Origin of the sequence: Paenibacillus cisolokensis, assembly GCF_050481165.1 — a bacterium.
GTDB lineage: Bacteria > Bacillota > Bacilli > Paenibacillales > Paenibacillaceae > Paenibacillus_AH > Paenibacillus_AH cisolokensis.
The window spans coordinates 1-24686 of sequence record NZ_JBCNFP010000065.1; the positions used below are offsets into that span (position 1 = coordinate 1).

The window sequence follows — 24686 nt, forward strand, 5'->3', positions numbered from 1 at the left end:
ACTTTCGAAATTCAGGTTTAACTATATTAAAAAACGCTCCTCCGTACAATAGATTGTTAGCAAATTGTTAGCGCTGCGTCAGACGCTCCGCCGTCCGCCCGATCTCCTCCAGCGACGCCATCAACGCCGTCTTCAATTGTGCGAGCAAACGGGCGGCGTCATCATGCCGCGCATGACCGGCGAGACGGCGCTCGAGTTCCCCCGCCAGTCCGGACAGCCGGCCGGCGCCGATATGGGCGGCAGCGCCTTTGAGCTTATGAGCAAGCCGCGCGGCCTGCGCGCCGTCTCCTTCCCGCAGCAGCTCCTCCAGATGCGCGTCGACATCGGCGTACTCCTTGCGAAAGACGGCCAACATATGAATGTACAGCTGCGTCTTGCCGGACAGATGCTCGAGCGCCTCCCGCATGTCCAACAGCGGCATCTGTTCGGCATCCCTACGATCGTTCATACGCGTCTCCTCCCGGAAATCCGGTTTGCAAAATGCATAATTATGCCAGGGAAGCTTCAAAATAGGCACATACGAAAGCAAGGAGGATGGCAAGCGATGCCGCAAAATTCAGGACAGAAGCAGATCAACCCGCCCCAGCATCAGAACCGCCAGCCGGGGCTGGAAACGGAGATGAATCCGAGGCCGGTATTCGAAGCCTCGCCCTACCGGGCGTCCGGCAAACTGGCCGGCAAAGTCGCCATCGTGACAGGAGGGGACAGCGGCATCGGGCGTGCCGTATCCGTGGCATTCGCCAAGGAAGGAGCGGACGTTGCCGTCGTCTATCTGAACGAGCACGTCGATGCCGAAGAAACGAAGCGGCAAATCGAGGAAGAAGGGCGCAGATGTCTGCTCATTCCCGGCGATATCGGGTACGAAGCGTTCTGCCGGAACGTTGTTCAGCAGACGGTATCCGGCCTCGGCCGGCTGGACGTGCTCGTCAATAACGCGGCGGAGCAGCATCCGCAGGCCAAATTCGAGGATGTGACGGCCGAGCAGGTGGAACGTACATTCCGGACGAACGTATTCGCGATGTTCCATCTGACCCGGGCCGCGCTCGGCCATCTCGGCCAAGGCGCCGCGATCATCAATACGGCGTCCGTCACCGCTTACAAGGGCAGTCCGAATCTGATCGACTATTCGGCGACGAAAGGCGCGGTCGTCTCCTTCACCCGGGCGTTGGCCGTCCATCTCGCAGGCAGAGGCATCCGCGTCAACGGCGTAGCGCCCGGCCCGATCTGGACGCCGCTCATTCCGTCCACCTTCCCGGCCGATCAGGTCGCGTCTTTCGGCTCGGATACGCCGCTCGGCCGGCCCGGCCAACCGGCGGAGCTGGCCGCGGCGTACGTCTACCTCGCCTGCGACGACTCGTCTTACATGACCGGGCAGATGATGCACATCAACGGCGGCGAGATTGTGAACGGCTAAGCTCGCGAACGGTTCGTCCGCGCTCGATCCGGAATCAGGACGGCGTGCTGGCCGCCCGGCCTTTGCGCGAATGACGGTACAGCTCGGCGTAATAACCGTTCCGGGCCAGCAGCGAGCTGTGCGTGCCTTCTTCTTCGATTCGTCCGTCCTTCATGACGATAATCCGGTCCGCATGCTGGATCGTCGACAGCCGATGGGCGATGACGAGCGTCGTCCGCCCTTCGGACACGATGCTGAGCGCGTTCTGAATGAGCCGTTCCGTATGGGAGTCCAGATTGGCGGTCGCTTCGTCCAGAATTAGAATTTTCGGCTGGAACACGAGAATGCGCGCGAACGAGATCAACTGGCGTTCGCCCGCCGACAAGCCGCTGCCCCGTTCGGACAGCTTGGCATCGTATCCGTTGCGAAGCCGCTGGATCATCGTATGCGCTCCCACGAGCTTACAGGCGCGAATGACCTCTTCCCGGGATATCTCCTGCCGGAACAACCGCACATTGTCGATGATCGAACCCGAATACAGGAACGGCTCCTGCTGAACGAGACCGACGATCCGATGCAGGGTATCGAGCGGCAATTTCCGGATGTCGACGCCGTCAATTTCGACGCTTCCTTTCTTCACGTCATAAAACCGGGCAAGCAGGTTGACGAGCGAGCTCTTGCCCGCGCCCGTCGTGCCGACGATGCCGACGAACTCGCCGGGCTGGATGTGCAGGTCGAGACCGTGAAGCACTTCCTGCTCGTCGACATATGAGAAGCGGATGCGGTTGAAATCAACCTTGCCCTTGACGGCGGCAAGCTCTTTCGCCTCGGCCGGCTCCGGGTCGCGAACCTCCGGTTGAACGGAGAATATGCGCCACAGCCGGTCCATCGACACAAGCGTCGATTGCAGCGTATTCCACTGCTGCGTAATCTGGTTGATCGGCTGGAAAAACTGCCGGATGTAATTGATGAATGCGTACAGCACGCCAAATTCCAGCTGATGGTTGAAAACCGCCATGCCGCCGAGCCAGACGATCAGGGCGACCGAAACGTTGCCGAGAATTTCGAAAGACCGGTTAAACATCACGGAAGCCTGCACTTCCCGCAAGTTTTCCTTCAAATATTGCCGGTTGCGGTCTGTGAATTGCCGCCGCTGCTCCCTCTCCTGGTGGAAAGCCTGGATCAGGCTCATGCCCGCCAAATTTTCCGCCACGAACGCGATCAGCCGCGACAGCTGCGCCCGCGCCCGCTGATAGGACGAACGCAGCATCGTCCGGAACGCCAGCGCGATGCCGAAGATGACCGGGAACAGCAGAAGGCTGAACAGCGCAAGCCGCGTATCGAGCGAGAACATGAAGACGACGACCAGCACAATCATCAGGCCGTCGCGGACGACGCTGACCAGCACCTGGGTGAAAAACTGGTTGATCGTCTCGGTATCGCTCGATTCGTTCGTCACGAGACTGCCGATCGGATGCCGGTCGAAAAACGACATCGACTGGCCGGATATATGGCGGAACAAATCTTTGCGCAGCCGGGCGACGATGCTCTGCCCGGCCTTCTGAAGCAGAATCGACTGCAAATACGCGAACAGGAAGCTGATAACGGCAAGCAGCAAATAGATGCCGCCGAGCAGCAGCAACTGTTCGAAGCCCCCTTCGCCGGCCAGCAGCCTGTCGTCGATGGCCACCTTCACCAGATACGGCTGAAGCAGGTCGGCCGATATCGCGAACAGCGAGCAGAACAGAACGGCGACGAAGGTCCGCCGGTGCGGCTTCGCATAGGCCAGCAGCGCGCGAAACGCCTGCTTGCGGTGCTCCTTGCTCATAGGCGCCTGCACGCCCTCTGCCGCCTGCTTGCGGTCCGGCTGCGGACTTCGGGCAGCGTCAGAAACCTTCAACGTACTCGCCCTCCTCCTGTATGGCGTGCAGGGACGCATAATAGCCGCCTTTGCGCAGCAGTTCGTCATGCGTGCCCCGCTCCGCGATCCGTCCTTCCTCCAGCACGATAATTTCATCGGCATGCCGAACGGCGCTGATGCGATGGGCAATGATGATGTTCGTACGTCCTTCCCGCGCTCTTCGCAAATTGGCCAATATGTTCGATTCCGTCACCGCGTCGACGGCGCTGACGCTGTCGTCCAGAATCATGATCGGCGCATTTTTGACAAAACCGCGGGCCAGGCTCGTACGCTGGCGCTGTCCGCCGGACAACGTCAGACCGCGCTCTCCGAGCCGGGTCGCGAACCGGTCGGGAAAACCCGCAATGCTGTTATAAATTTCCGCCAACTTCGACGCTTCCTCCACGTCGGCATCGTCCGCATTGCGGTTATGGAACGCGATGTTGTCGCGGATTGTCGTGCTGAACAGGAAGCCGTCCTGCGGTACATAGGCGATCGCAAGCCGGAGGCTTTCCAGCGACAAATCGCGAACGTCCCGTCCGCCGATAAATATCGTGCCCCGCGGCGGATCGTAAATCCGCAGCAGCAGCTTCATCAGCGTCGTCTTGCCGCTGCCCGTCCGTCCGACGATGCCCAGCGTCTTGCCGGGCGCAAGCCGGATGTGCAGGTCGGAGAGCGCGTCGCGGTCCGAGTCCGGGTAACGGAACGACAGGCCGCGAATGTCCAGCCCGATCGACGAAGCGTCCGGCAGCTTTGCACGGCCTTCCTCCTGAATGTCCTGCCGCTCCTCAAGAAGCTTGTTCAGCCGCTCGAGCGAGGCGCGCGACCGCTGGATCGTATTGATGACGTTGCCGATCTGCTGCAGCGGCGTCACGATCATGCGCAAATAGAGACTGAGCGCCACGAAGCTGCCGAGCGACAACTGCCCGTGCATGGCGAGATACCCCCCGTACACGATGGCCACGGCCAGCGAAAGCGCTCCCGTGAACGGCAGCGCGGCCTGAAACAGCGAAGCCATCCGCACGAGCTTCAGCTGATTGTCGCGGATGCGGTCGACCGTCTCGCCGAACCGCGTCTGCGCCACTTCCTCGGCGGCGAAGGTCTTCGTTACGCGAATGCCGCCGAACTGCTCCTCGGCCGATTCGGTCATCGCCGCCAGCGACTCCTGCACCTGGCGGGAGCGGTTGCGGATGCGCGGGCCGAAATAGACGACGAGAAACGGAATGACAAGCAGCGGCAGCACGCACGCCCCGATCAGGCCGAGCGGGATGTCGCTCAGCGTCATCATGACGACGACGGATACGAGCAGAACCGAGGCGTTCGTCATCTGGTTGACGCCGTTGGCGATCGATTCGCGCACGGCCGTCACATCGTTCATGACGTAGCTGAGCAGCTTGCCGATTCCGTTTCGGGAAAAAAATTGCTCGCTGAGCCTCGTAAAATGGCCGAACAACTTCTCTCTGACCGTGTACTCGAACAGTCTGCCGAGCCGGTGATTGACGATTTGCCCCAGACCGAACAGGACGCCGTAACCGACGCCGATCGCGAGCAGCAGCAAACTGTAGCGCCGGATCGCTGCCGCCGACAGGCCGTTCGTCTCCAACGCATCGGTAAAATCTTTAAGCACGCTCGGAAACAATGCGTGGATGACGTTGGCCGCAGCCATCATGGACACCGCCAGGAGATACGCCGGCAAATGCGAGCGCAGATGCGTCCGCAGCAGTCTGCTTCCTCTCAATTTGCTCTCACATCCCTTATTCGTTTGTCAACAGCCGCCGCACAAACAGCGGAAGCAGCCGTCACAGCGAGCGGCTGTGAAAACTGCTTCCATTATCCGTGAACCTTTACATTTTTATTATATCACAGCTTTTGGGTGACGAAGCACCGTCTTCCAAAAATTTCTCCTCGCTCCCCGCTTCCCGGCGTTTCCCGGCCATTTTTCATCGCGATCCGGCTGCGAATCCGTTTTTTTTATCTGGAATTAATGTTTTTGCTGGCCGATTCTGGTATAGTTGCTTTCAGACAAGCGTAACACCGAGACTATCCATTCCGATTACAGAAAGGGAGTTCCATTATCGATGACAGAGAAAGACAAGCGGCCCGAAGAGCTCGAAACGACTGAAAACGAACGCAGGGATCGTTGGACGGACGACGAACTGCCGGGTGAAACGGAAGATCGGGCGGACGGCGACGACTTCGAGCAGGATGACGATGACCGGGCCGAAGACCGGGGCCAGGCGGCCGGAGTGAAAAACGGAAAGCAGGGCGGCGGCATGGCGTGGAAGGTGGCGACCATCGCGCTCGCCGCGGCGCTCATCGTGCTGGTTGCGGTCAATCCCCCGTTCGGCAGCGACGGAAGCAAAGCGGTAGCGACCGTCAACGGCGACAAAATCAGCAAGGACGAGCTGTACGACAAACTGGTGGAGAGCAACGGCCGGCAAACGCTTGACAACCTGATTACGGAAAAACTGATCGATCAGGAGATGGCCCGCCAAGGTCTTACCGTAACCGAAGCCGATCTGGACAAGGAAATCGAACAGATCAAAGCGAACTTCCCTTCCGAGCAGGACTACGAGCTGGCGCTCGCCCAAAGCGGCATGACCGAGGACGATTTGCGGGAGCAGATGCCGCTGCAGGTCAAGATCCGGAAGCTGCTTGAGCCCCGGACCGATGTGACCGACCAGGAAGTCAGCGAATATTATAATGAAAATAAAGATCAATTCGCGACGCCCGAGCAGGTAAGAGCTTCTCACATCCTGGTCGAGACCGAGGAGGAAGCCGAGGCGATCAAGAAGGAATTGGACGGCGGAGCCGATTTCGCCGCGCTGGCCAAGGAGAAGTCGATAGACCCCGGGTCGAAGGACAATGGCGGCGATCTCGATTTTTTCCCGCGCGGCAGGATGCACCAGGAGTTCGAGGATGCGGCGTTCGCGCTGCAGCCCGGAGAAGTGAGCGGCATCGTCAAATCGCCCAGCGGCTATCATATCATTAAAGTGACGGATCGCAAGGCTGCGACCAATCCGACGCTGGCGGAGAAGAAGGAAGAAATTCGCGCGCTGCTTGTCGAACAGGAAATTCAATCGCTCGCCCCGAGCTGGCTCCAGGAGCTTCGCGCCAACGCGAAAATTACGAACACGCTGGAAACCGAAGCGGCCCCGGCTCAATAAGGCGATAAAAAAAAGATCGGCCCTCCGTGCATACGGTCGGTGCCGATCTTTTTCTGTCTTATAGCCGAGTACCGAACCGGCCTAATCTGCCGTTACTTCGGAAGCTCGTAGATCTCGTACAGCTCGTCGAGCATCAGGTTGGCCGCCAGGATACCGCCCGCCGTATTCCAGATCGCGTCGCTTACTTTGTAGGCGCGTCCGTTTTTAACGGCGGAAAGATTTTGCCACAGCGGATCGCTCGTCCATTCCTCTTCGGTTTTGTTCGCTTTGCCGTCGCCGACGTCGTACGTAAAGTAGAAGAGCCGGTCGGCATCGACTTCCGGAATCCGTTCCTTCGTAATTTCGTCGACGAACGTCTCCTTGCTGTTCAGCGTCATCTCATTGCGGGCCAAGCCGATTTTGCCGAAGATAACGCCGGAGAACGTATTGGTATGGTATACGCGCGTCTTGCCGTCCATGAACCGGACGACGGATACCGTCTCTTTCACCTTGTCGCCGGCCTTCGTCCTGAAGTCCTCGATCCGCTTGTCGAAATCGGCGATCAGCTTGTCGCCTTCCGCCTTTTTGTTCAGCGCTTCGGCATACAGCTTGAAGTTGTTTTGCCATTCGCCGCGAAGATCCTCCGCCATTACCGTGGGAGCGATCCCTTTGAGCTGCTCGTAAATTTTTTCATGCCGCATCTTGTTGGCGATAATGAGATCCGGCTGCAGGCCCGCAATCAGCTCGATATTCGGCTGACTTTCTTCGCCCAGCTCGGTTACGCCTTCCATCTGGTCCTTGATATGATCGTACCACGGATTGCCCGTCCACGACTTGACGGCGCCGACCGGTTTGACGCCAAGCGCGAGCAGCGCTTCCGTTCCCTCGTTCGTCAGCACAACGACCCGTTGCGGATTGCTGCTTACTTCGGCCGATCCCATCGCATGCTCTACGACGCGGGTCGCATCTCCACCGTTTCCGGTTTGCCCGCCGGCGCTTCCGCTCTCTCCCCCAGCGTTGCCGTTCTCTCCTCCGGCGCTGCCGCTTTCGCTCGCCGCTGGTTGCCGGCTGCTTCCGGCATCGCCCTTCTCTCCCCCGCATCCGGCCAGAATCGCCATAAGTACGAGTACTGCCGCCATCCACCATACCGCACCGCGGCGGACTGCCGTTTTGTCTTTTTTGAATGCCATCCTATATTCCTCCTGTCGTTTCAAAACCGTTTCGACCGAAAACGATTATCATTTCCAAGTCAAAACTATAAGGCAGCCTTCATTCGCTGTCAACAAAATTTTGAGAACGATTCTCAAAATCATTGACAGCCCTGTTGCCCATCCACTAGAATGATACTGCATTCAATCGATCAACAATCCGGGAACTGCGCGTGTGGCAGGCTTCCCGAAACGTACGGAAAGTGGGCGCTTATGAAGGCAATCGGCCTCCTCGCATCAGCAATCGCACTGACGGCAGCCGTCTTGTGCAGCATCATATTCGGCGTGACGGATATTCCGCTGGGGACCGTCGTCGATTCGTTCATCCATTATGACGGAAGCAACGAACATCTTATCATACAGACAGCCCGTGTGCCGCGCGCGCTGATCGCAGCATCGGTCGGCGCTTGTCTCGCGGTTGCCGGGGCGATCATGCAGGTCGTCACGCGCAATCCGATCGCTTCCCCCAGTACGCTGGGGGTGAATTCCGGAGCGGCATTCTTCATTATCCTCTCTTCCGGGTGGCTCGGCATATCCGGTCTGCAAGCGTTCACCTGGGTGGCGCTGATCGGCGCCGCCGTCAGCGGCTCCATCGTATTCGCGCTCGGCAGCCTCGGCAGAGACGGCATGTCGCCGATCAAGATTACGCTTGCCGGGGCCGCGATGGCCGCCTTCTTCCATTCTCTGACCCAGGGCATGATGCTGGCCGACGGCAAAATGTTCGATCAGGTGCTTGTCTGGCTTGTCGGATCGGTCGCCGGCCGGAACATGGAACAGCTTATGGCCGTCTGGCCGTACATGGGCGCCGGTATGGCGGCGGCGCTATTTCTGACCCGCCATTTGAACGTTCTGGCGATGGGCGACGAGCTTGCCCAAGGGCTCGGCCAGCGGACGGCGCTTGTCAAAACGTCGGCCGTCGCGGCGGTTATTTTGCTGGCCGGCAGCTCGGTCGCCGTGGCCGGGCCGGTCGCTTTTGTCGGCATTATCGTACCGCACATCGTCCGTTTTCTGGTTGGCAGCGATTACCGCTGGATTGTCCCCTATTGCGCCTTGCTTGGCGGTACGCTGCTCACGGCCGCCGATCTCGGGTCGCGGTACATCGCCATGCCGAAGGAAGTGCCGGTCGGCGTCATGACGGCCGTCGTCGGCGTTCCGTTCTTCGTATATATTGCCAGGAAAGGAAGGCGCGTCTAATGAGCAAATATCGTCCGCTTCGCTTCTCGCGCATCTCGTTTCTGGCGGAATACCGGGCGTTATGGACGATCGCTGCGCTGTTCCTGTTTTGCGCCGTACTGTTCGTCGTCAGCATCGGAGTCGGCAGCCAGTACGTTCCGCCGCTTGTCGTCATCAAGGCGCTGTTCGGCCAGGCCGAGCCGATGAATCAGACGATCATCGAGCAGATCCGGCTGCCGCGCGTGATCATCGGGACCCTCGTCGGCGCCGCGCTGGCCATGGCGGGAGCGGTGCTGCAGGGCATCGTGCGCAATCCGCTCACGTCCCCGGACGTCATCGGCATAACGGAAGGCGCTTCGCTCGGCGCGGTCCTATTCATCTTCATCTTCGCCGGCACCGTTCCGATCCAGTGGATGCCGATTGCGGCCATAACCGGCGCCTTCGTCATTACGACGCTGCTGTACGTGCTGGCCTGGAAGAGGGGCGTATCGCCGCTTCGGCTCGTCCTGATCGGCATCGGCGTATCGGCCGCCGTCAAATCGGTGTCTTACATGTTCATCATATCCGGCCCTATGCAGCTGGCCAACCGCTCGCTCACCTTTATGACCGGCAGCATCTACGGCACATCGTGGACCGACGTCGCGACGCTGCTGCCATGGCTCGCCGTTCTGCTGCCGCTTACCTGGCTGCAGTCGCGCAATGTCAACATTCAGGCACTGGGCGACGAAGTTGCCGCAAGCGCCGGTGCGCATGTGCAGAAGCAGCGCCTGCTGCTGCTCGTCCTCGCAGTAGCCCTGGCAGGGTCGGCTGTCGCAATCGGCGGGGCGATTGCCTTCATCGGGCTGATGGCGCCTCATATCGCCCGCAAGCTGGTCGGCCCGTCCTTCGGCAGCCTGCTTCCGGCGAGCGCACTGATCGGCTCGATTCTGCTGCTTGCGGCGGACTTGACGGCGCGCACCGCCTTCCTGCCGCGTGATGTGCCCGCCGGGGTATTCACGGCGGCGATCGGCGCCCCGTTTTTCCTCTACTTGCTGTATCGGAACAGGAATCGAACATAAACGGAAAGGGTGTTTCGGGATGGGTGCTTTGGAAGCAAAAGGACTTGGACTGTCGTACGGCGGCGATTATATTTTCGAAAATTTGAACCTGACGGTTCCGAGAGAACAAATAACGGTCCTGATCGGCAGCAACGGATGCGGCAAGTCGACGCTCCTTCGCTCCATGGCCCGGCTGCTCCGGCCGCAGCGCGGTTCCGTCGTGCTCGACGGAGGCGATATCGCCCGCATGTCGACGAAGGAAGTCGCCAAGAAGCTGGCCATCCTGCCGCAGGGCCCGACGGCTCCGGAAGGACTGACCGTGCTGCAGCTGGTGAAGCAAGGCCGCTATCCATACCAAAGCTGGATCAGGCAATGGTCCCGCGAGGACGAAGCGGCAGTCGAGGCGGCGCTCGAAGCGACCGGCATGCGCGAGCTGGCGGAACGTCCCGTCGACGCCTTGTCCGGCGGCCAGCGGCAGCGCGCCTGGATCGCCATGACGCTTGCGCAGGAGACGCCGGTCATTCTGCTGGACGAACCGACCACCTATCTCGATATGACGCATCAGATCGAAGTGCTGGATTTGCTGTACGACTTGAATATCAACCGGCGCCGCACCGTTGTCATGGTGCTGCATGACATCAATCTCGCCTGCCGCTATGCGGACCATATCGTCGCCATCCGCGACGGCCGCATTCTGGCCCAGGGGCGTCCGGAATCTGTCGTCGACGCCAAATTAATGGAAGAGGCGTTCCAGCTGAAATGCGAAGTCATTCCCGACCCGCTGTACGGGACGCCGCTGTGCATTCCCCACGGCAAGACGCGCCGCCAAACGGTTGCCGCCGCTTCGCTGGTCTGAAGCGGCGGGCGGTTCGCCCGGACGGGAAACGCCGCCTGTCCGTTTCCTAGACGGCATCGCCTGACCAGCACTACCTGACGGGCACACCCTGTCCGGCACCGACCGGCCAGCACCATCCTGACCGGCATCGCATCATCGGCATCGCCTGATCGACACCACTAGACCCGGCATCATTTTATTGGCATCGCATGGCCGGCACAACCTGCCCAGCATCGCATGATCGGCAAGGCATGGCACAACCTGTCCGACATCGCCTGGCCGCAAGCCTTGACCGTGTCCTCGCCCGTTTCCTCCGGCCGTTGCGCCTGCACCGCCTCCGGCGGTATCCATCCGCGTGCCTCCCCTTCCCACCTTGTCGCGAAGCTGCAAGCAACTTGCTTTACCGTGCATATCCGGAATAGCGGAAGACGGCCATGGAATCGGGCCCGGCTTTCGGTTCCGGCTTCCGGTTCCCGCAGCGTTGGCCGTCACAGGTTGTAATTCTTCCGTTATATCGCTAAACTAAATAATTAGTTTCCATTTCTTGTTTTAAGGAGAATCTTTCGGATATGTTTCGCAAAAGCTTTTGGTTGCAGCCATTCGTTCTTTTTTCTGTGCTGATGATTCTCAAAATGTATATGGCGTGGTGGGTCATATTTGGCGATGGCTGGAGCTGGAAGCCGCTGCTGACCGGACTTCCGTCCGTTTGGGCGGCTTTTGCGCTGATCGAGCTGTTCGCTTCGCGCCGCAAACTAGCCGTATATTTGATCGTGAACACGCTGCTGACCACCGTTTATTTCGCTGTCATTATGTACTATAAATATTTCGGTATTATTGTCACCTGGCACGCGCTGCGTCAGGTCGGACAAGTGGCGGAAGTGAAAGGGAGCGTCTTTCAGCTGCTTCATCCCTATTTCCTGCTCATCTATACCGATATTGTCCTTATCGCGCTGCTGCTTGCGTTCAGGCGCAAAACGCGGTCATGGGCATCGCTAGCCGCCGTACGCGTCCGTCCCGCGCTTGCCGGCGGACTGCTCGCCGTTACGCTGTTCGTCTGTGCGCTGCTCGTCTGGCAGAACCGGAATATCGTAAACGAGCTGAAGCAGGCCGAGCGTATGGGCATTCTGAACTACGAGGTATACAAGATGATTCCGGACGAAGCCAGGACCGGCAACGTGCCGCCCGAATCGGTTACGCCGCAGGCGATTCGCCATCTGAAGGGAATCGGCGCCGCTGAGGAGCCTGTCGGCTGGGAAGCGGCCAAGGGACGCCACATTATCGTCGTGCAGCTGGAAGCGTTCCAAAACTTCCTGATCCATCTCAAGGTTGACGGCCAGGAAATTACGCCGGTGCTTAATGAACTGGCCGCGGAAGGCCTGTATTTCCCGCGCTTCTATCAGCAGGCCGGAGCCGGCAATACGTCGGACGCCGAATATATGACGAATACGTCGCTGCATGTTCCGCCGCACGGCGCAGCTTCTCAGGTTTACGGCAACAAGGTGCTGCCCTCGCTTCCGAAGCTGCTTGCCGCCAGGCTCGGCTATCAATCGGCGACGTTCCATACCAACGACGTGCAATTCTGGAGCCGCGACGAGCTATATGCGGCGCTCGGATTCGACAAGTACTACGACCGGGACTTTTTCGAAGACGAAGATGTCGTCCATTTCGGCGCTTCCGACGAAGTGCTGTACCGTAAAACCGCCGCCGAGCTGGCCGAGCTGGCGAAGGAAGGCCGCCCGATCTACGCCAACGTCATATCGATGAGCGCTCATCACCCTTTCAACCTGCCGGAACGAAAAAACCGGATCGATCTGCCGGAACGGTTCGATGATACGTTTGTCGGCGATTATCTCCGGTCGCAAAATTATGCCGATTATGCGCTGGGACTGTTCATCGAGGAATTGAAAAAGAACGGACTGTGGGACGATTGCCTGCTCGTCATATACGGCGATCATATGGGCGTGCCGATCTATTCACTGACCGACGTCGATCTGCTGCTGATGGAGGAACTGATCCGGCGCCCCTACGACTATACCCAGATGCTCAATATCCCGCTGCTGCTCATCGCGCCGGGAGCGCTGGAGCCGCAAGTGTTGCCGCAGATCGGAGGACAGATGGATATTATGCCGACCGTCGCCAATCTGGTCGGTTTGCCGCTGCAGGATACGGTTCATTTCGGCCAGGATTTGTTGAACGAGACGCACAATCTGCTGCCTGAGCGCTACTACTTGCCTTCGGGCTCGTTCATTAACGACACCGGCATTTTTATTCCCGGCGCGTCGTTCGAAGACGGCCAGACGATTCCGCTGCCGGGCGCCCGAAAAGGATTCGCCGCCAAAGATGAATTCGAGCGGGCGCTCAAGCTGCTGCGAATGTCGGACAGCTACGTGAAAAGCCTCCCGGAACGGGAGTGATGCGAATACGCCGATCAGCGAAAGGAAGGGCCCCCGTTTGCAGGGCAGCCCTTCCTTTTCGTCTTCATGAGCCGTTATCGCCGGATGTCAGCAGCTCGAACGGGATGTCCGGCCGGCCGCCGGTCCTGTCCGAGTCCGGACGGTACTGCTGGACCTCCTCGTTCAGCGACAGCATCTGCTCGTCCAGCGAAGCGATCGTATCGGCCGCTTCCTTCAGTTGCCGCCGAATCGAGGCCGGCACATTCGCATTGTATTTGTAATAAATTTTATGTTCGAGACTGGCCCAAAAATCCATCGCCATCGTCCGGATCTGAATTTCGACTTTAACGCTTTCCATCCGGTCGGTCAGGAAAACGGGAATTTCGACGATCATATGAAGACTCTGATAGCCGTTCGGCTTCGGCTGCCGCACATAATCTTTGACCTGTACGATCGTGACGTCGCTCTGCGCGCAAATCATCTCATAAATGCGGTAAATATCGGTGGAGAACGAGCAAATGACGCGAACGCCGGCAATATCGTGAATATGCGCCCTGGCGTTGCCCAGGTTCACTTCGAAGCCTTTGCGGCGCAGCTTGTCGACGATGCTCTCCGGCGTCTTCAACCGCGTCTTGATATGTTCGATCGGATTATAATCATGGACGAACTGAAATTCCTCATTCAGAATCATCAGCTTCGTACTCATTTCATCCAGCGCAAATTTGTAGGTGAGCAGCAGATGCTTCCATTGCTGCGCGTTTTGTCGGTAATGCTGTAAAATAGCCGTTCCCTCCCTGTCGATCTCGTGTCCGGAGCAAGCTCGTCCCTGTTCCAGTATATAACCGCAACATGAATAGAAGCTGAATAGACGGTGAAAATTTAATATTGCGACGAAAAAAAAAAGCGCATGCCGGGCACGCCCGGAATGCGCGAGCAATCTTGCTGCTTAAGTGGCGACGGCAGGCAATGCCGTCCGATTCTATCTTATATCGCAAACACATGGTTGCCGATGACGGCCGTTGTCTGACGGTTGCGAATCCAGCTGTTGGTCGCCGTCTTCGGATTATAATAGAACAGCGCGCCTCCGGTCGGATCGTAGCCTCTGACCGCGTCGAGCGCCGCCTTGTATGCCGTCGCGTTCGGAGTGAGCCCGTACTGGCCGTCCATAACGGCCGTAAAGGCGTAAGGCTCCATAATGACGCCCGTCAGCGTGTTCGGGAACAACGGCGACTTCAGGCGATTCATGACGACAGCACCGACGGCAACCTGCCCTTTATACGGCTCTCCGCGGGCCTCCGAATAGATGATGCGGGCCAGCTTGTCAAGCTCGGGCTTATTGACCGAATGCCGCTTCAACATCGCCCATGTTCGGGGTCCAGCGATACCGTCCGGCGTCAATCCGTAATCTTTCTGGAAAGCGATGACCGCCTTACGGGTAATCGGACCGAAATAATTCGTTATATCGGTTTGAAAGTATCCGAGCGTTTTCAGACGGAATTGCAGATCGGGCACATCGGCGCCGCTCATTCCGATGCGAAGCGTGGCCGGTTGGGCCGCTTCGACTTTACTGTCGACGGTAAAACAAAGCGCAAGCACCGCGAAGAAAAGTATGGCACACAGTTGTTTTCTCATGATGTCTTCCCCTCCTTCGGCTGCGGGCGACTGTCCGTGACGCCGCCCCGTCGGCATGCCGACGGCTTGTATTGTAGCACAACCGAAGCCGCAGGAAGTTTAATCCGAACAAATTTTAATCAACTTAAAAATTTTCTCATCATTCCGGCTGAAGCCGCTTCGTATCGGCCGGGTTCTGACCGCTTTCCGTCTCTCCGCCCGCCTGCTCCTGCCCGGGCATCCGGTTCGTCGTCCGCAGCGGAATTTCCCGCAGGAACAACGTCAGGACGAAAGCGACGACGAGCAGGCTGCTGCCCGCCAGGAAGACCGTGGATAGCGAAGAGGACAAGGCGTCCTGCAGCATGCCGATCATCCGGTCGAACGGCTCGATCCATTGCTCGGGCAGCTCGGCGCGCATGGCGGCGATCGCCGAATGATCGAGCAGCATCTGCGGATCCTGGAGCTGCGCAAACCGCTCGGCCGCGGCGGGGTCCAGCTTCGACAGATCGAACGAGCCGCCGCCCTCGGAGGCGAGCTTCGCCAGATTGGAAGCGATGCTCGACGCCATAATCGACCCCATGACGGAAATGCCGATCGTGCCGCCCAGATTGCGGAACAACTGCATCGACGCCGTTACGACGCCGAGTTTGTCAGGCGTTACCGCATTCTGGGTCGCAATCGAAAATACCGGCATGCCGAATCCGAGGCCAAAACCGAATACGATCATGCTGACGACCGCAACCCAGATGCTGTTCATAAACGCCATAATGAGCATGCCGCCGAACATCAAGATTACGCCGATAAGAGCAAAATGTTTGTATTTGCCGGTCTTCGTGATCAGCTGTCCGCCAATGGCGCTCGTCACGACCATGGCGATCGACATGGGCATCGTAACAAAGCCCGAATGGCTCGGCGATACGCCCATCACGCCCTGCACAAAGAACGGAATATAGATGAGCGCGCCCATCATGCCCGCATTCATCAGGAAGCCGATAACATTGGACAGCGTCACGATATCGTTGCGGAACAGCGACAGCGGAAGCACCGGCGTCTTCGCCCTCGTTTCGATGAACAGGAAGATCAGCAGGGCAACGGCCGCTCCGGCGAACAGTCCGATAATTTGCCCCGAATCCCAATCATATTTCGTCCCCGCCCACGAAAAGGCCAGAAGCAGCGGAACGATCGTCACCGTCAGGAAGAAGGAGCCGGCATAGTCGATCGTTTGCGATTGCTTGCGCGGCACTTTCGGAAACAGCGCCAGGATCATGAAAAACGCGACGACACCGAGCGGAAGGAAAATCCAGAAAACCCACTTCCAGCTCATATGTTCCACGATATAGCCGCCGAGCGTCGGCCCGATCACGCTGGAAAAGCCGAATACGGCCGTCATGACGCCGGTCCATTTGCCCCGCTGGCGGGGCGAATACAAGTCCCCGACCGCCGTGAACGCGGTCGCCATAATGATGCCGGCGCCGATTCCCTGAATGCCGCGATAGGCGATCAGCTGAAAGATGTCTTGCGACAATCCGGTCAGAAACGCACCGGCAATAAAAAATACGATGCCTGTCAGTATAAAGGGCTTGCGGCCGTATATGTCGGACAGCTTGCCGACCAGTATGGTGGCGACCGTGGACGTCAGCATGTAAAGGGTAATGACCCATGTGTAATAGTCCATTCCCCCGAGCTGCGCAATAATAAGGGGCATGGCGGTGCTGACGATCGTCTGATTGATCGCCGCGAAAAACATCGCAACCAGAATAGCCATCATGATCGTCAATTTTCGTTTATCCGACAATTGTTCCATTCGTTCTCTCTACTCCTTTTGCCGCTGCTCCAGCGCACTCATCACTTTTTTGAAAATGCGTCTCAGATGAGCCTCGTCCTCGGGGCTCAAATTTTGAAAAACCAGGGAGAGCGTTTCTTTTTGCCTGACGCGCACTTCCTTAAGCGCCCGCCGGCCTTTTTCGGTAATCCGGACATAGACGACGCGGCGATCGTTCTCGTCCCGCTCCCGCACGATATGATCGGATGCGATCAGTTTATCCGCGATTCCGGTTAAAGCGCCGGACGTCATGCACAGCTCTTCCGCCAGCCTGGACGCTTTCATCGGTCCGTTGGCGTCCAGAAGAGACAGCATTTTCGTCTGCGTGAAGTTGAGGTTGTCGACCATCCGCTTGTTCCATTCCTTCGTCAGATGGGCGACGATCGTCCGGAAGTAATTTGACAGTTCCACGATAAACGCATTGTCCGGCACGTCGAGCGCTCCCTCCTTTCCAAATGATAATCTCTTAGAACAAAATATATTAGTACTAAAATATTGATTAGTATATCTCTTCGATCAAACAGACGTCAATTTGAAAAAAAGGGGAAATAAACGTCTGCCGCCGAAAAAACGGAAGGCGTAAGCCGTTTATCTTTCCGATACGGTCCGGCATGACGCCTGACGGCAAAAGTCCATATTTTAGCCTGATTGGCGGACAATGAGACTGGCGGATAAAACCATTTTCTCCGGCGGCGCTTCCGGCCGGCCCAGTCTGCGCACGATCGCTTCGACCGCCCGCATGCCCAGCCATTCTTTGGCCAGGTCCACCGTCGTGAGCGGAAGCGGTGCCGACTGGCTGGCTGCCGTATTGTCGATGCCGACGATCCGGCAGCGATCCGGAACCGGCGTTCCCCGCTCGATCAGCGCCCTGCTCAGCTCCAGCGCCAGCTCGTCGTTGGCGCATACGAAGCCATCCGGCAGCTCTGCGGCGGTATCGAGCCGCTTGCGCAGCGAATGGGGCCAGGACGGGCTGCCGTACGGAACGGTCCATTTGCGAAGGGATGCGGGCGCGGACGCCGGCTCCCGATTATCCTCCCTTTGCCATTCGTCGAAAGCCATCCGGCAGCCCCACCACCGTTCGCGAAAGCTGACGGCGAACGAATCCCGGCCGACCATGACGATGCTGCGGCACCCTTCGGCCAGCAGCCGGCGGCAAGCCAGCCGACCGGCTTCGGCGTTCGCGTTCAGCACCGCGTCCGCGGCAAGAAGCGGCTCCTCGTGATCGACGAGCACCATCGGCAGCCCGCTGTCGCCAAGCCGCAGCAGCGTGGCGGTCGGACATTTGCCGATAATGACGTATCCGGCCGCGTCCCCTTGCCGCTTGACGGTTTCCGCGACGGCGGCCTCATCGGTCCGGCCGCGGCTGTAGCTGAAAAATTCGGGCCGAAGCCCGTGCTCGCGGCAACCTGCGGCCACGCCTTCCATCACCCGGCGCCAAAACATCGGCTCATCGGCATGGTGCTCCTCCATGCCGACGAGCAAACGCCGTCCGGCAGTCCGCGCCGCCTCTTGCCCCTCCTCGTGCAGCCCGGGCGCGTCCCGTCCGGTCTTGCGATAACCGAGCGCTCGCGCCAGCGCCGCGACCCGGCGTCTGGTCGCGGCGCTTACCCCGGGCTTGCCCGACAACGCCTGCGAAACCGTATATTTGGATACGCCGAGGCGGTCGGCGATCTCCTGCATGGATACTTTCCCCGCCATCGTTATTTGCCTCCCTTTACCATTCTTCTATTGCTGTTTCTTGACACTTATGCGCTTATCGGCACTTATTGACGCTGGTCCATGTCGTTCGGTTGTCGACTTCCCGCCGAGTTATTGACTTTCCGCCTGGCCGCGGCTACATTATTCGCCATGCCAAACAGGCGTGTTACCTAACAATCCTAACAACAATGTATGGCAATACCATTTATTTTACAAGGATGGTGGATGAGGATATGGGTCAACATGTACTTTTCTACGACGCTTCGTTTCCCTATGCCGGCCAACGCCCGGACGAGCGGGCGCTGGCGGAGCTGAAGCGCCGCTTTGTCGTCGCCGATGCGAAGCAGCTTGCGGAGGCGCTGAAGGATGTGGACGTGTACGTCCATTTGCACGGACCATTCTTTCCCAAAGACGCCTGGACGGCGATTCTGAACCATCTTCGCCGGGGCGGCGGCTTGCTGTCGGCGGGCGGCGCCCCGTTCAAGACGCCCGTCTGCAAGGTCGGCGGCGAATGGATCGCCGAGCCCGAGCAGACGGGTTATCACCAGCAGTTGCTCATCCACGACGCGCTGGCCGTCGATCCGTCGCGTGTGGAACGGCTGGCGGCGAATCCCGATATCCCGCTGCTGGAGGGCTGCGAATCGCTGTTCACGGTCGAACCGACCTGGGGGCTTGTGCTTCATGTCACCCGTGCCAGCGACTGGCCGGAGCAGATGGGCTCCGGCGGGCCGATGGACGCCCGCATCGAGCCGCTGCTGAAGGGCATCGGCCGCCTGAACGGCATCGAGCGCGAAGTGGCGGCGCCCGTCGTTCAGCTGGAGCATGTGAAAGGGGCATTTTGCGGCGGACGGTGGATTTTCGTAAACCAGCAGCTGCGCGGTGCGTTCTGGGACGGCGGGGGCGCCGAGGCGCTCGCGAAGTGGGCGGCGTATGCCGCGCTCGGCGTTACGGAGCTGTGGCTGAAGCCGAATTACGGCAGCTACGAGCCCGGAGAGCAGGCGTCGTTCACGCTGCAGGGACAACGTTTCGAGCGGCGGGATTTCGGCGCCAAGGCGGCAGTGCGGGGCGGCGCGGCCGCGGACGCGCCGGTCGCATGGTCATTCCGTCTCCGCGTGCTGAAGGCGAACCGTTCTTCGGCGGACGCTTCCGCTCCCGATTACCGTTATGACAGCGACGCCTTCACCGAAGTATGGAGCGCCTCCGTCAAGCTTCCGGTCGGCTTGAATCTGGCGCTGCGGCGGTTGACGATGCCCGTTCCGCTCTCTCCCGGATTTTACGTTGCCGAATGCGCAGCCGAATCGGCGGCCGGCGAACGGCGGACGCTGCGCCAGGGATTCTGGGGCTTCGACCGGGAGCTGCTGCGCGAAGGCGACATGCTGCGCTGCGGACGGGACTATTTCGTGAAGGGCGGCAAACCGCTGCCCATCGTCGGCATGACGTACATGACGAGCGATGTGGCGCGCAAATACTTGTTCCTGCCGAATGCGGCCGTCTGGGACCGGGATATGGCCCAGATGAAACGGGCTGGCATCAATCTGATCCGTACCGGCATATGGACGGCGTGGCGCAACATTATGTTTGTGGACGGACATCCTTATGAAGAGGTACTGCGCGCGATCGACGCTTTTCTGTTGACCGCCAAACGGCATGGCCTGGACGTAACGTTCAACTTTTTCTCTTTTACGCCCGAGACCTGGGAAGGGGTCAATCCGTATCTCGATCCCCGCAGCGTCGAAGCGCAGAAGCGTTTTCTGACGACGATCGTTTCGCGCCACGCCGATTCCGCCCATGTGCATTGGGATTTGATCAACGAGCCTTCGATGTTCGATCCGAAGCGGACGTTCAGCGGCCCCCGCTCCGCCCGCGATCCGTACGAACGCCAGGCCTATATCGAATGGCTGCGCGAGCGCCACGGCGATATTCGGACGCTGCAGGAGCGCTGGAATATGACGCCCGACGAGCTGCCGTCTTTTGAGGCGGTGCGGCTGCCGGAACCGGGCGACGTCAATTTCCGGACGACGCCGCTGAGCGCCAAGAAGAACGGCGTATGGCTGGATTACACGCTGTTCACCATGGACATGCACAACCGTTGGGCGCGCGAGCTGACCGCCGCGATCCGCGCGATCCAGCCGCAACAGCTCGTCACGGTCGGCCAGGACGAGGCGCTTGCCGCCCAACGTCCGTCGCCATTCTTCTACAGCGAGGCGGTCGATTATACGACCGTTCATTCATGGTGGGAAATGGACGATCTGGTCTGGGACGGCGTCTTTACGAAAACGTTGAACAAGCCGAACCTGGTGCAGGAAACCGGCATCATGCACGTGGAAACGCCGGACGGCCGCTCGAAACGGAGCGAAGAGGAACTGCGCAATATTTTGGAACGGAAATACGCATACGCCTTCGCGACCGGCGCTGCCGGGGCCGTGCAGTGGATCTGGAACATCAATTACTATATGGATAATGTGAACGAATCCAATATCGGTGCGCTGCGGGCCGACGGCACGGAGAAGCCGGAAGCCGATGTCTCGTACGATTTCGGCTCGTTCATGGCGCGGATCGGCGAGCTGTTCAAGGAACGGCGGCTGGAGGAGATCGCCGTCGTGTTCCCGTATTCCAACGATTTCTCCGTACGCAAGCTGGCCCGGGAAGCAACGTCGCGGCTTGTGCGGACACTCGCCTATACGATGAATATTCACGTGCGCGGCGCCGGGGAATATCATCTCGACGAACTGGAGGAGGCGCCGCCGAAGCTCGTGATCGTGCCGAGTCCGCACAACTTCGGCTCAGCCGCGCTGAACAAGCTGATCGGACTTGCCGAGCGCCGCGGGACGACGCTGCTGTTCACCGGTCCGATCGGACTCGACGAATATTGGCGCCCGGTGAACCGGCTGAACGAGCTGCTCGGGCCGGAGGCCGGTCCGGTCGTCAACCTGCGGCGCGAGGAACTGCTGGAACTGAACGGCCGCCTGCTGCCCGTATCGTTCGGCGGCCCGCACATCGCCGACAGCGCCAAGCAGTTGACGGGCGGAAGCGAGGATGGGCCGGCGCGGTTGATCGAAAGGCAGCTTGGCGCCGGCAAGCTGCTGTGGTGCCCGCTGCCGCTGGAGCTGAACGAACGGCTGGAGCCGCTGCAGGCCGTATACCGGCTCGCGGCCGACGCGGCGGGCGTTAAGCGCGAGCTGGAATGGCTGCGCGGGGGCGAACTGCCAGGCGTATACGGCCGGAAGGTCGGATTCGCCGAAGGGGCGCTGTATGTATTCGTCTCGGAGGCGGGCTATCCCGTCGACGTCGAAGTGCGCGATCCCGGGACGGGCAAGCGGTACGCCTTCACGCTCGAAGCGGAACGTTCCGTGCTGTTCGCCTGCGGAGCCGACGGCGTCCTGACGGCGGTTTACCGTCCGCACGAGGTGCGAATCGCCGTGTTCGGGTAAGCCGCCGAAACGAAGAATGCCGGGAAGACTCCCGGCATTCTTTATTTCCAACCCACGTGCGGTAGCGCACCGCAACTTGCATCTACGATCGTTGCTTTCGCCGTCTGGCGGTGCCGATCGTCGTCCCTTCGGGAAGCCGACGGCGGCCCAGCTTGCTGGCGGCAATCCGCTGCGAGCTGTAAATGCCCGTATGCCCGGAGGCCAAATAGCTGATCACGCACACGACGGCAATATATCCGACGTTGTCGAAGCCAAACAGCTCGATACCGAGCAGCAGGCAGGCGACCGGCGTGTTCGTCGCGCCGCAGAACACCCCGACAAGCCCAAGTCCGGCCAGAAAGGAAGCGGACAGCGACAGCGGCCCGGACAGCATCTCGCCGAACGTCGCACCGATGACGAACAGCGGCGTCACTTCGCCGCCCTGGAACCCCGAGCCGAGCGTAACGGCGGTAAACACCGTTTTCCACAAAAAGGCGAACGGGTCGCTCTCTCCTGCGAACGCATCGGAGAGGAGCGGCAGCGACAAGCCCAGGTAGTCCCGGGTTCCGGCAATATAAACGAGGGCAATCACCAGTGTGCCGCCCGCCGCGCTTCTCACCGCCGGGTTCGACGCCAGCCTGGCGAAGACGGCCTTGGAAGTCCGCACGAGCTCGCTGAAGAAGGCGCTGACCAGGCCGAACAGCGCAGCGGCCAGCGCGACCCTGAGCAGGAGCAGTATTGAAAATTCCGGCATTCCGCCCATATCGTAATGCGGATGGTCGATCCCCCATGCTGTCGTCACGGCATCGCCGATCAGCGCAGCCGCAAAACAAGGAAAGAGCGCCCGGTAACGGATCGTGCCGACCGTCAGCATTTCGGCGGCGAATACCGCACCGGCGAGCGGCGTCCCGAACACGGAGCCGAAGCCGGCGGCCACGCCGCACATGAGCAGCAGCGGCCGGTCTTCCGGTCGTATCCGCAGCAGGCCGGCCGCATACGCCGCCAAGCTGCCGCCCATCTGAACGGCCGTCCCTTCCCTGCCGGCGGAGCCGCCGAACAGGTGGGTCGCGACCGTTCCGATCAGCACGAGCGGCGCCATGCGCAGCGGCACCGTTCCCCGGCCTTCATGAATCCGTTCGATCAGCAGGTTATTGCCCTTCCCCGCCTCTCCTCCGACGGTTGCGTACATATAGCTGATCAAAGCGCCGACGGCCGGCAGCAGCCAGAGCAGCCAGGGCGCTCCTTCGCGAGTTGCCGTCGCCCACTCCAGCAGAGCCAGGAAAAGCGCCGACGCCGTTCCGGCCAGGACACCCGCGGCAGCCGCGAGCAGCAGCCATTTGACCCCGTAGCGGGCGATCTGCGCCATGCCCAGCCCTTTTCCATTTTGATCCCATCCGTTATTCACGCATTCCCGCTCCTCCGACTGATTGGGTTTCCCCTGGCCGCACAAACAAAACTCCCGCCAGCGCCTTCGTCTGGCAGGAGTCGTCAAGCCCATTCGGCGGCCCGCGGTAAACGATCGCTTATTTCCGCGCTGCTTCCAATTCGTGCTCGTTCTGGTGCAGTTCCTTGATCATATGCTGCAGGAAATGCCCCTCTTGCGCATTCAGCCCGTTTTTGTTCTTCCGGACGATCATGTCCCGGATTCTCCGCTTCAGCATCTCGCTGCGTCTGCCCAGCATTTCGTTATAGGTCAATCTTCTCCACTCCCCAGGTTTTCCGGTATGCCGGTATGTTGTCTTCGAGTCCGGTTTTCCTCCGCATTTCTCTTTATGGTCCGGGAGTTCCGGACAACGGGCCGCTTCGCTGGCCGACGCCGTTTTCCGCTTGTCTGAAACCCGCAAAAAACTTATGGTTACAAGTATACTCCTGAAGCAGCCTTAACGAAAGTCCCCTGCGGCACATGGAGATGCCGTTATATCCGCAAATGCCTGCTGAGCGGAATAAAAGAGGCGTCCGTCGCATGCATGCTCGCGCTCGCTCCTTTTCACAAGTCGCCGGTCCGTAATTTCAATCCTCGGTTCTCCCCCGAATGACTCGAATTTCAGGAAACCGCTTCAAGAACCCGGGACCAAATATTGTATAATATGCTTGTACGCCACAAAATGCTTGCCGGAAGACTACCCGATCCGGCAACGAAGGAGATGACCGCGATGGAACAACGGCTTTACGGAAACACCGGCATGAAGGTCAGCGTTCTCGGATTCGGCGGCGCCGAAATCGGCTTTAAGGGCGCTTCGCCGGGCGAGGTCGAACGGCTGCTCGGCAGCGCGCTGGATGCAGGTCTCAATGTCATCGACACGGCGGAATGCTACGGCACGAGCGAGGAACTGATCGGCCAGACCGTCTCGCACCGGCGCAGCGAGTATTATCTGTTCACCAAATGCGGACATGCCTCGGGACTCGAATATCCGGACTGGGAACCGAAGCTGCTGGAGGAGAGCATCGACCGCAGTCTGCGCCGGCTGCGCACCGACTACGTCGATGTCATACATCTGCATTCGTGCAGCGAAGAGCTGCTCCGCCAGGGAGACGTCATCGACGTGCTCATAAGGGCCAAGGAGAAGGGCAAAACCCGTTTTATCGGATACAGCGGCGACCATCGCGCTGCGCTGTACGCCGTGGAATGCGGAGCCTTCGACTCTCTGGAGACGTCCGTCAACATCGCCGACCAGGAAGCCGTGACACTGACGATTCCGAAAGCGGCGGAGCGCGGCATGGGCGTCACCGCCAAACGTCCGATCGCCAATGCGGCGTGGGTAACGGGACGCAAACCGGAAAGCGAATACGCGCAGCCGTATTGGGAACGTCTGCAGCAGTTGAAATACGATTTTCTCGACGAACCGGACTCGGTCGGTACCGCACTCCGGTTCACGCTGTCCGTCCCCGGCGTACATACGGCGATCGTCGGCACCCACAGACCCGAACGCTGGAAGGAGAATGCCGCACTGCTCGCGGCCGGCAGCCTTCCCGATCCCCGCTATGAAGCGATCCGCGCCCGTTGGTGTGAAGCCGCAGGCACGGATTGGATCGGTCTTCAATAAACCTGAATTTCGAAAG

19 protein-coding genes are annotated in these 24686 nt (G+C 59.6%); 8 read left to right on the forward strand and 11 right to left on the reverse strand.

Annotated features, from left to right (window positions below; genetic code table 11):
* Window positions 1-67: 67 nt before the first annotated feature.
* Window positions 68-448 carry an Hpt domain-containing protein gene (locus ABEV74_RS11785; protein ID WP_430146233.1) on the reverse strand — a complete coding sequence of 127 codons (381 nt, stop codon included), beginning with the start codon at window positions 446-448 and terminating at the stop codon, window positions 68-70.
* A gap of 96 nt (window positions 449-544) precedes the next feature.
* Here ABEV74_RS11785 and ABEV74_RS11790 point away from each other — a divergent pair, with 96 nt between their 5' ends.
* Window positions 545-1414 carry an SDR family oxidoreductase gene (locus ABEV74_RS11790; RefSeq protein ID WP_430146235.1) on the forward strand — a complete coding sequence of 290 codons (870 nt, stop codon included), beginning with the start codon at window positions 545-547 and terminating at the stop codon, window positions 1412-1414.
* A gap of 34 nt (window positions 1415-1448) precedes the next feature.
* Here ABEV74_RS11790 and ABEV74_RS11795 read toward each other — a convergent pair whose 3' ends face one another.
* Window positions 1449-3221: an ABC transporter ATP-binding protein gene (locus tag ABEV74_RS11795; RefSeq protein ID WP_062497297.1), complete on the reverse strand. Its 1773-nt coding sequence runs from the start codon at window positions 3219-3221 to the stop codon at window positions 1449-1451.
* Window positions 3222-3279: 58 nt separating this feature from the next.
* Window positions 3280-5031 (reverse strand): ABC transporter ATP-binding protein, encoded by a 1752-nt coding sequence (locus ABEV74_RS11800; RefSeq protein ID WP_062496221.1) that lies wholly within the window; start codon window positions 5029-5031, stop codon window positions 3280-3282.
* A 340-nt stretch (window positions 5032-5371) separates the two neighbouring features.
* Here ABEV74_RS11800 and ABEV74_RS11805 point away from each other — a divergent pair, with 340 nt between their 5' ends.
* Complete coding sequence (locus tag ABEV74_RS11805; RefSeq protein WP_430146237.1) at window positions 5372-6460, forward strand: peptidyl-prolyl cis-trans isomerase; 1089 nt, start codon at window positions 5372-5374, stop codon at window positions 6458-6460.
* Between the two features lie 92 nt (window positions 6461-6552).
* On the opposite strand, the gene ABEV74_RS11810 is transcribed toward ABEV74_RS11805, so the two are convergent.
* Window positions 6553-7629 carry an ABC transporter substrate-binding protein gene (locus ABEV74_RS11810; RefSeq protein ID WP_430146239.1) on the reverse strand — a complete coding sequence of 359 codons (1077 nt, stop codon included), beginning with the start codon at window positions 7627-7629 and terminating at the stop codon, window positions 6553-6555.
* A 231-nt stretch (window positions 7630-7860) separates the two neighbouring features.
* Here ABEV74_RS11810 and ABEV74_RS11815 point away from each other — a divergent pair, with 231 nt between their 5' ends.
* From ABEV74_RS11815 to ABEV74_RS11830, 4 genes are all read left to right on the forward strand, one after another.
* Window positions 7861-8841 (forward strand): FecCD family ABC transporter permease, encoded by a 981-nt coding sequence (locus tag ABEV74_RS11815; RefSeq protein ID WP_430146241.1) that lies wholly within the window; start codon window positions 7861-7863, stop codon window positions 8839-8841.
* Window positions 8841-9878 carry a FecCD family ABC transporter permease gene (locus ABEV74_RS11820; protein ID WP_062496228.1) on the forward strand — a complete coding sequence of 346 codons (1038 nt, stop codon included), beginning with the start codon at window positions 8841-8843 and terminating at the stop codon, window positions 9876-9878. Before ABEV74_RS11815 ends, ABEV74_RS11820 begins: the two co-directional genes overlap by 1 nt.
* Window positions 9879-9897: 19 nt before the next feature.
* On the forward strand, window positions 9898-10713 hold the full coding sequence (locus ABEV74_RS11825) for an ABC transporter ATP-binding protein (RefSeq protein ID WP_062496230.1): 816 nt from the start codon (window positions 9898-9900) through the stop codon (window positions 10711-10713).
* 548 nt (window positions 10714-11261) lie between these two features.
* Window positions 11262-13106, forward strand: coding sequence for an LTA synthase family protein (locus ABEV74_RS11830; RefSeq protein ID WP_430146243.1), 1845 nt, complete (start codon window positions 11262-11264; stop codon window positions 13104-13106).
* A 64-nt stretch (window positions 13107-13170) separates the two neighbouring features.
* Here ABEV74_RS11830 and ABEV74_RS11835 read toward each other — a convergent pair whose 3' ends face one another.
* From ABEV74_RS11835 to ABEV74_RS11855, 5 genes are all read right to left on the reverse strand, one after another.
* Window positions 13171-13791, reverse strand: coding sequence for a GTP pyrophosphokinase (locus ABEV74_RS11835; protein ID WP_269465253.1), 621 nt, complete (start codon window positions 13789-13791; stop codon window positions 13171-13173).
* A 278-nt stretch (window positions 13792-14069) separates the two neighbouring features.
* Entirely contained in the window at window positions 14070-14717 is a 648-nt protein-coding gene (locus ABEV74_RS11840; RefSeq protein WP_062496233.1) for a cell wall hydrolase, read from the reverse strand.
* 139 nt (window positions 14718-14856) lie between these two features.
* Window positions 14857-16500, reverse strand: coding sequence for an MDR family MFS transporter (locus ABEV74_RS11845; RefSeq protein WP_430146246.1), 1644 nt, complete (start codon window positions 16498-16500; stop codon window positions 14857-14859).
* Between the two features lie 9 nt (window positions 16501-16509).
* On the reverse strand, window positions 16510-16950 hold the full coding sequence (locus tag ABEV74_RS11850; protein ID WP_062496235.1) for a MarR family winged helix-turn-helix transcriptional regulator: 441 nt from the start codon (window positions 16948-16950) through the stop codon (window positions 16510-16512).
* Between the two features lie 207 nt (window positions 16951-17157).
* Window positions 17158-18216 carry a substrate-binding domain-containing protein gene (locus ABEV74_RS11855; RefSeq protein WP_430146248.1) on the reverse strand — a complete coding sequence of 353 codons (1059 nt, stop codon included), beginning with the start codon at window positions 18214-18216 and terminating at the stop codon, window positions 17158-17160.
* 233 nt (window positions 18217-18449) lie between these two features.
* On the opposite strand from ABEV74_RS11855, the gene ABEV74_RS11860 reads away from it, so the two are divergent.
* Window positions 18450-21647, forward strand: coding sequence for a beta-galactosidase (locus tag ABEV74_RS11860; RefSeq protein ID WP_430146250.1), 3198 nt, complete (start codon window positions 18450-18452; stop codon window positions 21645-21647).
* A gap of 82 nt (window positions 21648-21729) precedes the next feature.
* On the opposite strand, the gene ABEV74_RS11865 is transcribed toward ABEV74_RS11860, so the two are convergent.
* Together ABEV74_RS11865 and ABEV74_RS11870 are read right to left on the reverse strand one after the other, a co-directional pair.
* Window positions 21730-23031, reverse strand: a complete 1302-nt coding sequence (locus tag ABEV74_RS11865; protein ID WP_430146252.1) for a voltage-gated chloride channel family protein — start codon at window positions 23029-23031, stop codon at window positions 21730-21732.
* A gap of 118 nt (window positions 23032-23149) precedes the next feature.
* A complete protein-coding gene (locus ABEV74_RS11870; protein WP_201024059.1) occupies window positions 23150-23323 on the reverse strand; it encodes a hypothetical protein in 174 nt (57 codons plus the stop codon).
* A 456-nt stretch (window positions 23324-23779) separates the two neighbouring features.
* On the opposite strand from ABEV74_RS11870, the gene ABEV74_RS11875 reads away from it, so the two are divergent.
* Window positions 23780-24670, forward strand: coding sequence for an aldo/keto reductase (locus ABEV74_RS11875; protein WP_430146254.1), 891 nt, complete (start codon window positions 23780-23782; stop codon window positions 24668-24670).
* The last annotated feature ends 16 nt before the right edge of the window (window positions 24671-24686 follow it).